Raw genomic sequence first — 12,747 nt, 5'->3', positions numbered from 1 at the left:
GCATGATCGCCGGTCTTCGGCGGCATTGCTGGAGAGGAAAGCCGCGCACCCTTTGCAGGATGGCTGGACCTCTTGCGGCGGCGCGTGGATGGCCTGTCTGCCAGCGGCGGTGTCGTCCGGGCGGCAGCGAGACAGCGAGCGGTAGCCGTAAGAAGGGCACGTCGCTCCGCCGCTCGACGCAACGAGGGCAGTCCGCGTGCACGGGCTGCCGAGAAGCCTAAGCGAAGATTCAGCGGCAGGTCTCGTGATGATGGCCCGGCGCGCCTGCCGGAGCCAGTTCCCGGTCGCGCAGCACGACCGATCCGGTCCGGCCCCGTTCGCGGCAAGCGCGTTCGAAAGCCGCTCGGGGCGTGTCGGTATATTCGATTTCGAGCACACGCGGACCATAGACCTCCGCATAGCTGTCGCATTCCCCGAAGACCTCGCAGGATTCGGCAATGGCAAAGCCGAAGCCCGCTGCACGGCCCGCCCTTCCCAGTTCGACCGCGTTCTTCTGCCCCGAGGCAAGGCCCAGCGCAGCCGCCCGTTCATTCAACATGCGGGCGAAATCGAGATTGTCGGCCGCCGTGAGCAGCCCGCCCGACCGTGAGAAGCTGTCGAGATTGTCAGCCTCGATGGCGTCATACCCGGCAGCGGCGCAGCCCTGCAGCCAGGGAGTCATGACAACCAGCAGCGCCTTGCGCTTGCTGGCCGAACCCGTGTCCAGCAGCAACTCGCCCGGCCAGTTTCTATCCTCGACGGGCAGGCCGTCGCGGCGCAGGATCAGGCCGGGGTGGGTTGCAAGCCACCATGCCGTCTCGTCCGGCTGGGTCTGGAAGGCATTGACGTAACAGATGTTGTAAAGCCCGGTTGCGGGCGGGTCCTTGCGGTCGCGGCTGACGATCCGTGTGCCCGGCGGCGGCGCATAGGCGCCGCTCAGCTGGCTGTCATAGGCCCCTCCCGCAGGAGGCAAGAGCGGCTCTGCCGCCAGCGGCGCAGCGCTGACCAGCAGGGCGAGGATCGGAAGCCTCATCTGCATGTCCCTTGGCTGCTGACCTGATCCTGCCGCCGCAGGATGCGATCGCCGTCAGGGGATGGGAACTGCCTGCATGATGCGTCTTGTTGCCGGATCATCGTGGGCGTGTTCCAGAACACATCGGCTGACAGCATCTTTCCCCGTCATCGTGACTCCGAGCCGACGACAGCCTGCGCCGCGTGATGGCGCAGGATCACATCCCTTGAAAGCGAATGCTGCGGCAAGCAGGGGGGCGCCTTCGCTTACCCGGGGCAACTTCAGAAATGGATCACCCGCCCGTAGGCGTCCAGCACCGATTCATGCATCATCTCGCTTAGCGTCGGATGCGGGAAGACGGTGTGCATGAAGTCTTCCTCGGTCAGTTCCGCCGTCTTGCCGACCGTGTAGCCCTGGATCAGTTCGGTTACTTCCGCACCGACCATGTGGGCGCCCAGAAGCTCGCCGGTCTTGGCGTCGAACACCGTTTTCACCATGCCGTCGGGCTCGCCCAAGGCAATGGCCTTGCCGTTGCCCATGAAGGGAAAGCGGCCGACCCGGACCTCGTGGCCCAGTTCCTTGGCCTTGGCCTCGGTCAGCCCGACCGAGGCCACCTGCGGCTGGCAATAGGTGCAGCCGGGGATGTTCGAGGGCTTGACCGGATGCACGTGCTTGCCCGCGATCAGTTCCGCCACCATCACGCCTTCATGGCTGGCCTTGTGGGCCAGCCAGGGTGCGCCCGCGACGTCGCCGATGGCGTAAAGGCCCTCGACCCCCGTGCGGCAGTATTCGTCAGTCAGGACATGGGTGCGGTCGATTCTGACGCCCAGTTCCTCCAGCCCCAGCCCCTCGACATTGCCGACGATGCCCACGGCCGAGATCACCGTGTCGAAGTCATGCGTCTCGGTCTTGCCGCCCGCCTCGATATGGGCGGTCACGGTCCCGCCCTTGCGGTCGAGCTTCCTGACCGTGGATTTCTCCATGATCTTCATGCCCTGCTTGACGAACTGCTTTTTCGCAAAGGCGCTGATCTCGGCATCCTCAACGGGCAGCACGCGGTCCATGACCTCGACCACGGTGGTGTCGGCGCCGAGCGTGTTGAAGAAGCTGGCGAACTCGATTCCGATGGCGCCTGAGCCAATCACCAGCAGCTTTTTCGGCATCCGCTTGGGCACCAGCGCGTGCTTGTAGGTCCAGACGAGTTCGCCGTCGGCTTCCATCCCCGGCAGTTCACGCGCCCGCGCGCCAGTTGCCAGCACGATGGACTTGGCCGCCAGTTCCTCAACGCCCTTGTCGGTCTTCACCGAAACCTTGCCGGGCGCGGTCAGCTTCGCCTCGCCCATCACCACTGTGACCTTGTTCTTCTTCAGAAGGTGCCCAACGCCGCCCGCCAACTGCTTGGCGACCCCGCGCGAGCGTTGAACCACAGCGTCCAGATCATAACCGAACTCGCCCGCCTTCAGGCCGAAGTCCTTGGCCCGCTCGAACAGATGGAACACCTCGGCCGAGCGCAGCATGGCCTTGGTCGGGATGCAGCCCCAGTTGAGGCAGATGCCGCCCAGATGCTCGCGTTCGACGCAGGCGACCTTGAGGCCCAACTGCGCTGCGCGGATCGCGCAAACATATCCGCCGGGGCCTGACCCGATCACCACTACGTCGAAATCTTGTGCCATCGGAACCTCCTGCGGGGCGTCGTATCAGATTTGCAGGCTCAGGGCAGATCGGCAAGCGACAGCTTGCCCGAAACCAGCGCGCCGTAGCCGCCCGCCTCCATCACCATCCGCTCGGCCTCGGTCGGGATGCGGCCCAGCGCCTCGTTGCGCCAAGGGAAGCGGCCGAACTTGGCGATGGTGTCTCGGTGGATCTCGGCATGGATCTGGTTCTCGCCGGGCATCCGTTCGGCGAAAAGCTCGACGGCGCGCTGCTGGTCGGGCAGCTGCTCGCTGTGTTCGAAGGGCAGGTAGAAGAACTGCCGCGCGGGTTCGGGAGTGGCAAGGTCGTGGCCTGCGTCTATTGCGTCGATGGCGATGCGCAGCGCCAATGGGTCGGTCGAATAGGCCCGCGCGTCGTTTCGGAACATGTTGCGCGGGAACTGGTCGGTCAGGATCAGCGCGGCCAGCGTCCCTTCGGCCGTGCCCGCCCATTCCGCCGCCAGCCGGGGGGCGTCGATCCAGGCGGCCATGAAGCGGTCGCGCACCGTCCGGTCCAGATCGTCGCTCTGGCTGTACCAGCCCTTGGGGCCGACCTCGTCGATCCAGAAGCGGATGATCCCGGCCGGCGTGACTTCGGTGGTCATGGCGTGCTCTCCTGCGATGTGGGGGTGCTGTCGCCGGCCTCGGCCAGCGCGGTCTCGACGGCGAAGGTGGTGGCGCTGGGCGACAGGACCGCAAAGCTCTGGTCGACATCGGGGGTGGCGCGCTGCGTCATCCGCCAGCCGCCGTAAAGGCTCAGCGCCCCCAGCAGGACGGCGATATAGACCCAAAAGCCTTCCGGCCCGATGACGGCCATCAGCCAGCCGGTCAGGATCGGCCCGAAGACCGATCCCATCCCGTTGATGAGAAGCAGCCCCGCCGAGGCCGCCGCCATGTCCGCGGTGTCGAGGAAGTCGTTGGTATAGGCGATCAGCAGCGCATAGATCGGGTTTGCGACCCCGCCGACCAGCGCCGCGGCCAGCAGGTAGCCCCAGATGCCGATTTCGCTTGCCGCGACGACCGCCGCAACGCCCGTGCCGAAGACCGCCAGCACCGTGATCAGCACCCGCCGGTCCAGCCGGTCCGACAGCCAGCCGATGGGATATTGCGCGAAAAGCCCGCCGATCCAGATCGCCGCGACAAAGGCCGAGATCTCGCGCACGGACATCCCGATGGTCGCCGCCCAGACCGCGCCCATCCCCAGCACGGCCGCGAAGACCCCGCCGATCAGGAAGATGCCGACGCAGCCCAGCGGCGAGGCGCGGTAAAGCTGCCGTATGCTCATCGGCTTGATGGTCTCGAAACGGGGCGCGGGGACCTGCGCCAGCAGGATCGGGGTGAAGGCCACCGACACCAGCACCGAGGGGATGACGAACAGCATCCAGCCGCCCGGATCGCCCACGTTCATCAGCACCTGCCCGCTGACGAGGCCCAGCATCTGCACGATGAAATAGGTGGACATGGCCTGGCCGCGCGTCTCGTTCGCGGCGCTGGCGTTCACCCAGCTTTCGGCAGTGATGTAGACCCCGCAGAAGCAGAAGCCGATTAGCAGCCGCAGAAGCGCCCAGGCGATCCAGTGCGGGATGGCGGCATAAACGATCAGCACCGCCGAGATCAGCGAGGCGAGCGCCGCGAAGACCCGCACATGGCCCACGCGCTGGATCATCCCCGGCACGATCCGGCTGCCCAGCACGAAGCCGCCGAAATAGCCCGCCATGACGACGGACATCTGGGTGGTCGGGATGCCCTCGATCTGCCCGCGGATGCCCAGCAGCGTGCCCTGCATCCCGTTGCCGACCATCAGCATCAGAATGCCCAGCAGCAGGGGCCAGGTCGAGCGCAGGACGGTCAGCATGATTCCTCGGGCAGCAGCAGGGAGGCGTCGCCGTAGCTGAAGAACCTGTAGTTCTCGTGAACGGCATGGGCGTAGATGGCGCGGATGCGGTCGGTTCCCATCAGGGCGGACACCAGCATCATCAGCGTGGACCTGGGCAGGTGAAAGTTCGTCATCAGCCCGTCCGTGACCCGGAAGCCGTATCCCGGGCGGATGAAAATGTCGGTCTGCCCGTCGAAGGGCCGGACGCGGCCCTTCGCGTCGGCGGCCGATTCGATCAGGCGCAGGGCGGTGGTGCCGACGGGGATCACGCGGCGGCCTTCCATCTTGGCGGCGTTGATCGCGGCGGCGGCTTCCTCCGTCACGATGCCGCGCTCGGCGTGCATCCGGTGCTGGCTCACGTCGTCGGTCTTGACGGGCAGGAAGGTGCCCGCGCCGACATGCAGGGTGACATGGACCCGCTGGACGCCCATCTTGTCCAGCGCCGCCAGCAGCGGTTCGTCGAAATGCAGGCTCGCGGTGGGCGCGGCGACGGCGCCGGGGCGCTCGGCCCAGACGGCCTGGTAGTCGGTGCGGTCCTGTTCATCGGGCGCGCGCAGCGCGGCGATATAGGGGGGCAGGGGCATTGCGCCGACCTGAGCGAGCGCGGCGTCGAAGGCCTCGCCCGTCGCGTCGAAGGACAGGGTCAGGCCCGCGTCCGTGATCGCCTCGACGCGGGCCGACAGCGCCTCGCCGAAGCGGATGGTCTCGCCTTGCCGCAGCTTGCGCAGGGGCTTGGCCAGCGCCTGCCACTGGCCACCGGGGGCGGGTTCCAGCAGTGTGACCTCGATCCGCGCGGTGGCGGGGCCCTGGGCGGAATCGCGGGTGCGGGTGCCGGTCAGCCGGGCCGGGATCACGCGGGTGTCGTTCAGCACCAGCAGGTCGCCCGGTCGCAGGAAACCGGGCAGGTCGCTGACCCGTGCGTCGGTCATGGAATCCCCACGCGCGACCAGCAGCCGCGCGGAACTGCGCGGACGGGCGGGACGGGTGGCGATCAGCCGCTCGGGCAGGTCGAAGTCGAAGTCGGACAGGCGCATGACCGCCTTGTCGGCGCGGGCGCGGGCAGGGTCAACAGGGGCCGCGCGGTCCCCAGCCCCTTTCCATCGCGCCCCCGCTTGCCTAAGACGCCGGCAGTCGCAGCCGAGAGCCTCTCCATGACCCAGACGCCCCCCCTTCAGGTCACGCCCCAACCCGGCATCATGGAGATCGCGCTGTATGAGGCCGGCAGCGCCACGCTGTCAGGGCGCAGCGACGTGCTGAAGCTCAGTTCGAACGAAAACCCCTTCGGCCCATCGGAAAAAGCGCGGGAGGCGGTGGCCCATGCGGCGCAGGCGATGCACCGCTATCCTCCGACCGACCACGCGCGGCTGCGGGCCGCAATCGGCGAGGTCCACGGGCTCGACCCCGACCGGATCATCTGCGGCGTGGGGTCCGACGAGATCATCCATTTCCTCTGCCAATCCTATGCGGGGCCGGGGACCGAGGTGCTGTTCACGGAACACGGCTTTTCCATGTACCGCATCAGCGCGCTGGCGGCCGGGGCCACCCCGGTCGAGGCCCCCGAGCGCGAGCGGACCACCGACATCGACGCCCTGATCGCGGCGGCGACGCCCGAGACGCGGCTGGTCTTCGTCGCCAACCCGAACAACCCGACCGGCACGATGATCGGGACGGCGGAACTGGAGCGGCTGGCGCTGGCTGTTCCGCAAGCCATTCTGGTGATCGACGCGGCCTATGCGGAATATGTCGGCGCGGACTTCGACGGCGGTGCGGAACTGGCGACGCGCCTGCCGAATGTCGTGATGACGCGGACCTTCTCCAAGATCTACGGCCTCGGCGGGCTGCGAGTCGGCTGGGGTTATGGCCCGCGCCCCATCATCGACGTGCTGAACCGCATCCGCGGACCCTTCAACCTGTCGAACCTCGCGCTGGAAGGGGCCGAGGCCGCCGTGCGCGACCGCGCCCATGTGGACCACGCGCGGGCCGAGAACGCCCGGATGCGCGACTGGCTTGCCGGAGCGCTTGCCCGGCACGGGGTGCCCTCGGACCCGTCGCATGCGAACTTCATCCTCGCCCGGTTTGCTGACGAGGCCACCGCCACTGCCTGCGATGCCGCCCTGCGCGAGGACGGGATCATCGTCCGCCGCGTCGGCGGCTACGGCTTGCCGCAATGCCTGCGGATCACGGTCGGGGACGAGGCTGCCTGCCGCCGCGTGGCCGAGGCGATCGGCCGGTTCACGGCCGCGCGATGACCGAGGGTCCGATCTTCCAGCGCGTCGCCCTGATCGGCCTTGGCCTGATCGCCGGGTCCATGTCGCTGGCCATGCGCGAGCAGGGACTTGCCGCCCATGTCGTGGGTTATGCCCGCTCGCCCGAGACGCGAGATACCGCCCGCGAGATCGGGCTGGTGGACGAGGTCACGGAAACCGCCGCCGAGGCGGTGCACGGCGCCGATCTCGTGGTCCTGGCCGTCCCGGTCGGCGCAATGGGCGAGGTCGCCGCCGAGATCGCCCCGCATCTTTCGCCCGGCGCCATCCTGACCGACGTGGGGTCCGTCAAGCAGTCGGTCATCGACGCGGTCGGTCCCCATGTGCCCGAGGGCGTCCATTTCATCCCCGGCCATCCACTTGCCGGGACGGAACATTCCGGCCCCCGCTCGGGCTTCGCCGCGCTGTTCAAGAATCGCTGGTGGCTGCTGACACCCCCGCCGGACAGCGACCCGGCTGCGGTCGAAAAACTGTCCATGCTGGTCCGCGCCATGGGTGCCAACGTGGACAGGATGGAGGCGCCGCACCACGATCTCGTGCTGGCTGTGACCAGCCATGTGCCGCACCTGATCGCCTACACGATGGTGGGTGTCGCCGACCACCTGCGGCGCGTCACCGAATCCGAGGTCATCCGCTATTCCGCCGCGGGCTTCCGCGACTTCACCCGCATCGCGGCATCCGACCCGACGATGTGGCGCGACGTGTTCCTGCACAACAAGGAGGCCACGCTGGATATCCTCGGCCGTTTCGCCGAGGAGCTGTTCGTCCTGCAGCGCGCCATCCGGATGGGCGACGGCGAGCATCTGCACAGGTATTTCACCGGCACCCGCGCGATCCGGCGCGGGATCATCGAGGCCGGGCAGGACACCGCTGCCCCCGACTTCGGCCGGGCGGCGGCCAAGGACGCAGGCTAGGCGCCGGCCGGGAAGGGCGGCGCGTCGCCCAGCGGCAGCGGGCCAAGGAAAACCTTGCCGTCCCGGAAGATCAGCGGGATGCGCTTTTCGCCCCGCGCGGGTTCCGGCGGGGCAGGGGTGCCGGGCGGCAACGCGACCTCGGTCTGCGCCACCTGATCCAGCGCGGTGTTGGCCAGGGCGACCGTGACTGCGGGAATCGCGCCCAGGTCGGCGGCAAGCTGCAGCCATGGGCGGGCGTCGGTCGTGAAGATGAAGGCCGCGCCCTCCGCCCTGCCGTTGTCCCCGGCGTAGATATTACCCGCAAGCCGCAGCGATTGGTCCCCCAGGGTCAGCGTCACCCCGTCCGAGGTCAGACCCACCAGTCGGGGCACGGGGGCATCGGCCCCTTGCCGCAAGGGCGCGGTCAGGAAGACCCGCGCGGCGCCGTCCAGCGAGATCGCGCGGTCGGCAAGCGCCGGGGGCAGGGGCAGCAGCCTCGTGCCGGTCAGGTCGCGCAGCCCGCCGGCGAGGTCATAGGCCGCACGGGCGTCGCGGGGCGCGGCCGCGCCCATCGCCACAAGCTGCGCCTGTGCCTCCAGCGCCGCCAGCAGCGGGCGGCCTTCGACCGTCACCGGGCCGCTGGTGGCTCCGGCGCGGCTGATCGCCATCTCGCTGCCGGGCGAGACGCGCAGGGTCAGCAGGGCATTCTCAGCCGTGACGGCGATGCCGCGCCCCATCACCGGCAGGGTCATCCGGGGCGGCAGGGCCGCGTGGAACTGGGTGGGCGAGGTCGGGGCCGCCCAAAGCTCGACCTCGGGCAGCAGGGCCGGGCCTGCGGGAGTTGTGACCTCGACATCCGTCAGGCCAAGGCCGATGCGGCCGATCTCGCGCAGCGGCGCCACTGTTGCCGCCCCGACGCGCCCGTCTGCGGTGATCCGGCGCTGGGCCTCATGGGCCAGCCATGTCTCGCCGCCCAGCCAGGCCCCGGCCACGGTTCCGCCGATCAGCAGCATCAGGATCACCAGTGTTCGCACGGCGCCTCTCTTGAAATCATGCGTCTCTCGCCTAACCTGCAGGCGAGGGAAAGGGCAAGCGATGGATGACGGCTTCTGGGTCTTCGGCTACGGCTCATTGATGTGGGCGCCCGAGTTCCCGGTGGCGGAATCGGTCATCGCCCAGGCCGACGGCTGGCGGCGCAGCTTCTGCCTGCGGTCCGTCACCTACCGGGGAACCGAGGCCTGCCCCGGCCTCGTCCTCGGGCTGGAACCGCATCCGGGCCGGGACTGCACCGGCCTTGCCCTGCGGGTCGAGAACGCGCTGTGGCCCGAGGTGATCGACGCCATCCGCGCCCGCGAGCTGGTGACGCAGGCCTACCGCGAGATGCTGCTGCCGCTTGCGCTTGCCGATGGCCGCCGGGTCCGGGGGCTGACCTATGTCATGCGGCCCGGCCACGGGCAGTATGCCGGCGGCCTCAGCCTTGACGAGCAGGCGGCGATAATCGCGCTCGCCTGCGGCGGGCGGGGACCGAACGCGGATTATCTTTACAACACCGTTGCGCATCTGGCCGATCTGGGCATTCCCGACGACGATCTGGCCGACCTTGCCGCGCGGGTCCGGGCGCTGCGGGGCGCAGCCGCCTAGCGCGGATCGAGCAGCGCGTATTCGTCGGGAAAGCGGTTCAGGTAGTCCAGCATCGGCCCCGCCGCTCGCCATTGCCTGAGCAGCGCCCGGCCGAGACCGCACTTTTCGGGCCAGTGGCGGCGGTCCAGTCCCTCGGAGGCTCCGGGCAGGGCGGCATAGGGGGCGCGCCAGCGCATCGGCACGATTCCTTCAGACCGTTTCAACCACGGCTTGTCCGGCCCGATGAAGTGGACAAGGCAGGGGTCGGCCATTGCCGACAGATGCGCCGAGGCCCAGGTGAACTGCCAGTTCCACAAGGGGCTCATCTCGGCCCAGTTGCCGCGCAGGACGCCATTCAGCAGCGCCTGGTCGCGGCCCAGTCCGGCCAGATGCGTCCGCGCGAAAGCCGCGCAGCGGGCGGTCATGTCCTGCTGGCCCCAGGCCTCGGTGTCCACCATCACCACGCCCGCGTTGAAATAGGGCGCGGCGGGCCAGCCGAGCTTCTTGAAATCCGGTACCCGCTTGCCCGGCTGCCGCCATTGCCGGTTGTCGCGCACCGCCGCCACGGCATGGCCCCTCATGTCCGCCGCCATCAGCCGCCCCGGATCGCCGCGCTCGAACAATATGTCTGCGTCCAGCACGAGGATGCGCCGCCAGCGCCCCCTCAAGGCGCCCGCGAGGAACACGTCCATGTAGGTCGCAACCGATCGCCGCCCGTCCAGCGGCAGTGCCGCCTCCAGCGCCGCATCGCGGGCGGCGACATGGCCGATTCCCGCGCGGGTCAGCGCATCGGGCAGGTCCAGCGGCTCGGGCGAGCCGATCAGCACGTCGTAGCCGCGCCCCTTGGCCGCAAGCTGGCCCGCCACGACCGAGGCATAGGGCAGGTAGCCCGCGTCGCAGGCCACGATCACGGCGCGGTCGGAGGTCTGACGGAAGCCCGGCGAGATCACGGCATTCATGGACCCGATCTCCACGCCTTGAAACCGAAAGGCAAGCGCAGGCTTTCCCCTCTAACCCTGCCGCGAGCGGCGTGATAGCGTGACACACATGGTCCAGATCCCTTCCCGCCAGCAGATCCTTGACTGGATCGCCGACAACCCCGACGCCACCGCCAAGCGTGACATCGCCAAGGCCTTCGGCATCAAGGGCAGCGACCGCATCGAACTCAAGCGCATCCTGCGCGAGCTTGAGGACGAGGGCCTGCTGGAACGCCGCCGCCGCCATTACCGCGACCACGAGAAGCTGCCCCCCGTCAGCGTGGTCGAGATCCTGCCCCCCGACGCCGATGGCGACATCTTCGCCAAGCCCTTGGAATGGCAAGGCACCGCGCCCATGCCGCGCATCCTCTTCGCCCCCCGCAAGGCCGACCCCGCCGTCGCGCCGGGCGAGCGCGTGCTGGTCCGCCTAGCCGAGGTCGAGGGCGAGGACTACCAGTACCAGGCCCGCCTGATGCGCCGCATCGGCACCGCGCCCCACCGCATCGTCGGCATCTTCCGCAAGGAAACCGAGGGCGGGCGGATCGTCCCCATCGACAAGGGCGTGGACCGCCAATGGCGCGTTCTGGCCGATGCCACGCAAGAGGCGCAGGACGGCGAGCTGGTCGAGGCCGAGCAGGTCGGGTCGCGCAACCGCATCGGCCTGCCGCAGGCCCGCATCATCGAACGCCTGGGCGATCCTTCCGCCCCTCGCGCCGTCAGCCTGATCGCCATCCACCAGCACGGCATCCCCGACGACTTCCCTGATGCGGTGATGGCCGAGGCCGACGCCTCGACCCCCGCGACCATGAAGGGTCGCGAGGACCTGCGGAATGTCCCGCTCGTCACCATCGACCCCGAGGACGCCGGCGATCATGACGATGCCGTAGCGGCGATGCCCGACGACGACCCGAGGAACGAAGGCGGCATGATCCTGTGGGTCGCCATCGCCGACGTTGCCCACTACGTCCGCCCGCAATCCGCGCTGGACAAGGAAGCACGGCACCGTGGCAATTCCACCTATTTCCCCGACCGCGTGGTGCCGATGCTGCCGGACGTTCTGTCGGGCGATCTGTGTTCGCTGCACGAGGGCGTGGATCGCCCCGTGATCGCCGTCAGAATGCGGATCGACGGGCAGGGCAACAAGAGCGGCCACGACTTCCATCGCGGCATGATGAGCAGCCTCGCCTCGCTGTCCTACGAGCAGGCGCAGGCCGCCGCCGACGGCAATCCCGACGATCAGGCCGTGCCGCTGATGGACAGCGTGATTCGCCCCCTGTTTGCGGCCTACGAACTGCTGAAGGCCGCGCGGAAGCGGCGCGAGCCGCTGGACCTCGATCTGCCCGAACGCCGGATCGAACTGACCCCGGATGGTCGGGTGAAATCCGTGGCCTTCCGCGAGCGCTTCGACGCCCACCGGCTGATCGAGGAGTTCATGGTGCTGGCCAACGTCGCCGCTGCCGAGGAACTGACCCGCCTGCGCCGCCCGCTGCTGTTCCGCGTCCACGAGGAGCCCAGCCCCGAAAAGCTGAATGCCCTGCGCGACGTGGCCGAGGCCTCGGGCTTCGCGCTGGCGAAAGGGCAAGTGCTGCAGACGAGCCAGCTGAACCGGCTGCTCGCGCAGGCGCAGGGGACCGACTTCGACGAACTGATCAACGTCAGCACGCTGCGGTCGATGACGCAGGCCTATTACAACGCCGAGAACCTCGGCCATTTCGGGCTGGCGCTGAAGAACTACGCCCATTTCACCTCGCCCATCCGCCGCTATTCCGACCTGATCGTGCATCGCGCGCTGATCTCGGGGCATGGTTGGGGCAAGGACGGCCTCTCGGCGCAGGACATCGAGACGCTGGAGGACACCGCCCAGCACATCTCGGATACGGAACGCCGCAGCATGGCGGCCGAGCGCGACACGACCGACCGCTACCTCGCCGCCTATCTCGCCGACCGCGTAGGCTCCGAGTTCGCGGGGCGCATCAGCGGCGTCCAGCGCTTCGGCGCCTTCGTCAAGCTGGACGAGACGGGGGCCGACGGGTTGCTGCCCATCCGCGAGATCGGACGCGAGTATTTCCACTATGACCGCGACGCGCAGACGCTCGTGGGCTCGGACACGGGCATGGTGATCGGCATCGGCCAGCGCGTCACGGTGCGCTTGGCCGAGGCGATCCCGACCACGGGCGGCCTGACGCTGGAACTGGTCGAGGTCGAGGGCCGCAGCATCGCCAAGGGTCCGCAGGGCCGCCGCGGCAAGCCGCCGCGCCGCCGCGACGCCCAGAACGCCAAGGCCGGCGACGCCCGCGCCCGCAAGCTGCGCCGCATCCGAAAGCGGTGATTTCCCGCAGGTAGCTGCGCCAGCAGGAACTGGCACAACAGCGCATGGGAAATCTCCCTAAGTCCTTGCGGTTCAACCGGCCTCTCCAGCTCAGGCTGTGGCGTCG

General features: G+C 68.7%; 11 protein-coding genes. 4 read left to right on the top strand and 7 right to left on the bottom strand.

The window, feature by feature from the left end; all coding sequences use genetic code 11:
* Positions 1 to 229: 229 nt before the first annotated feature.
* From JGR78_RS09620 to queA, 5 genes are all read right to left on the bottom strand, one after another.
* Entirely contained in the window at positions 230 to 1,012 is a 783-nt protein-coding gene (locus tag JGR78_RS09620; RefSeq protein WP_200559280.1) for an endo alpha-1,4 polygalactosaminidase, read from the bottom strand.
* A 260-nt stretch (positions 1,013 to 1,272) separates the two neighbouring features.
* Complete coding sequence (gene lpdA / locus JGR78_RS09615; RefSeq protein WP_182790634.1) at positions 1,273 to 2,664, bottom strand: dihydrolipoyl dehydrogenase; 1,392 nt, start codon at positions 2,662 to 2,664, stop codon at positions 1,273 to 1,275.
* 38 nt (positions 2,665 to 2,702) lie between these two features.
* Positions 2,703 to 3,287: a DUF924 family protein gene (locus tag JGR78_RS09610; RefSeq protein ID WP_182790633.1), complete on the bottom strand. Its 585-nt coding sequence runs from the start codon at positions 3,285 to 3,287 to the stop codon at positions 2,703 to 2,705.
* The gene (locus JGR78_RS09605; protein ID WP_182790632.1) at positions 3,284 to 4,537 is read right to left on the bottom strand and encodes an MFS transporter; all 1,254 of its coding nucleotides are present in this window, start codon (positions 4,535 to 4,537) and stop codon (positions 3,284 to 3,286) included. The genes JGR78_RS09610 and JGR78_RS09605 overlap by 4 nt, the downstream gene beginning before the upstream one ends.
* A complete protein-coding gene (gene queA / locus JGR78_RS09600) occupies positions 4,531 to 5,592 on the bottom strand; it encodes a tRNA preQ1(34) S-adenosylmethionine ribosyltransferase-isomerase QueA (RefSeq protein WP_182790631.1) in 1,062 nt (353 codons plus the stop codon). Before queA ends, JGR78_RS09605 begins: the two co-directional genes overlap by 7 nt.
* Positions 5,593 to 5,709: 117 nt before the next feature.
* Between queA and hisC the strand changes: the two genes are divergently transcribed.
* A complete protein-coding gene (gene hisC / locus JGR78_RS09595) occupies positions 5,710 to 6,807 on the top strand; it encodes a histidinol-phosphate transaminase (RefSeq protein WP_182802910.1) in 1,098 nt (365 codons plus the stop codon).
* The gene (locus JGR78_RS09590; protein ID WP_182790629.1) at positions 6,804 to 7,736 is read left to right on the top strand and encodes a prephenate/arogenate dehydrogenase family protein; all 933 of its coding nucleotides are present in this window, start codon (positions 6,804 to 6,806) and stop codon (positions 7,734 to 7,736) included. The genes hisC and JGR78_RS09590 overlap by 4 nt, the downstream gene beginning before the upstream one ends.
* Here JGR78_RS09590 and JGR78_RS09585 read toward each other — a convergent pair.
* The gene (locus tag JGR78_RS09585; protein ID WP_182802908.1) at positions 7,733 to 8,749 is read right to left on the bottom strand and encodes a DUF2125 domain-containing protein; all 1,017 of its coding nucleotides are present in this window, start codon (positions 8,747 to 8,749) and stop codon (positions 7,733 to 7,735) included. The genes JGR78_RS09590 and JGR78_RS09585 overlap by 4 nt on opposite strands.
* Positions 8,750 to 8,810: 61 nt before the next feature.
* On the opposite strand from JGR78_RS09585, the gene JGR78_RS09580 reads away from it, so the two are divergent.
* The gene (locus JGR78_RS09580) at positions 8,811 to 9,356 is read left to right on the top strand and encodes a gamma-glutamylcyclotransferase (RefSeq protein ID WP_182802906.1); all 546 of its coding nucleotides are present in this window, start codon (positions 8,811 to 8,813) and stop codon (positions 9,354 to 9,356) included.
* Here JGR78_RS09580 and JGR78_RS09575 read toward each other — a convergent pair.
* Positions 9,353 to 10,294 (bottom strand): glycosyltransferase, encoded by a 942-nt coding sequence (locus tag JGR78_RS09575; RefSeq protein ID WP_182802903.1) that lies wholly within the window; start codon positions 10,292 to 10,294, stop codon positions 9,353 to 9,355. The genes JGR78_RS09580 and JGR78_RS09575 overlap by 4 nt on opposite strands.
* Before the next feature lie 88 nt (positions 10,295 to 10,382).
* Here JGR78_RS09575 and rnr point away from each other — a divergent pair, with 88 nt between their 5' ends.
* Complete coding sequence (gene rnr / locus JGR78_RS09570) at positions 10,383 to 12,641, top strand: ribonuclease R (protein WP_182802901.1); 2,259 nt, start codon at positions 10,383 to 10,385, stop codon at positions 12,639 to 12,641.
* Positions 12,642 to 12,747: the final 106 nt, after the last annotated feature.

It is taken from the genome of Paracoccus sp. MC1862 (assembly GCF_016617715.1).
Lineage (GTDB): Bacteria > Pseudomonadota > Alphaproteobacteria > Rhodobacterales > Rhodobacteraceae > Paracoccus.
This window is presented reverse-complemented; position numbering and strand designations above follow the sequence as displayed.

Excerpts from the sequence above, each read along its gene's own strand:
- JGR78_RS09620 (WP_200559280.1), bottom strand. The coding sequence starts at position 1,012 with ATGAGGCTTCCGATCCTCGCCCTGCTGGTCAGCGCTGCGCCGCTGGCG.
- queA (WP_182790631.1), bottom strand. The coding sequence starts at position 5,592 with ATGCGCCTGTCCGACTTCGACTTCGACCTGCCCGAGCGGCTGATCGCC.
- JGR78_RS09605 (WP_182790632.1), bottom strand. The coding sequence starts at position 4,537 with ATGCTGACCGTCCTGCGCTCGACCTGGCCCCTGCTGCTGGGCATTCTG.
- JGR78_RS09590 (WP_182790629.1), top strand. The coding sequence starts at position 6,804 with ATGACCGAGGGTCCGATCTTCCAGCGCGTCGCCCTGATCGGCCTTGGC.
- lpdA (WP_182790634.1), bottom strand. The coding sequence starts at position 2,664 with ATGGCACAAGATTTCGACGTAGTGGTGATCGGGTCAGGCCCCGGCGGA.
- JGR78_RS09610 (WP_182790633.1), bottom strand. The coding sequence starts at position 3,287 with ATGACCACCGAAGTCACGCCGGCCGGGATCATCCGCTTCTGGATCGAC.
- rnr (WP_182802901.1), top strand. The coding sequence starts at position 10,383 with ATGGTCCAGATCCCTTCCCGCCAGCAGATCCTTGACTGGATCGCCGAC.
- hisC (WP_182802910.1), top strand. The coding sequence starts at position 5,710 with ATGACCCAGACGCCCCCCCTTCAGGTCACGCCCCAACCCGGCATCATG.
- JGR78_RS09580 (WP_182802906.1), top strand. The coding sequence starts at position 8,811 with ATGGATGACGGCTTCTGGGTCTTCGGCTACGGCTCATTGATGTGGGCG.
- JGR78_RS09575 (WP_182802903.1), bottom strand. The coding sequence starts at position 10,294 with ATGAATGCCGTGATCTCGCCGGGCTTCCGTCAGACCTCCGACCGCGCC.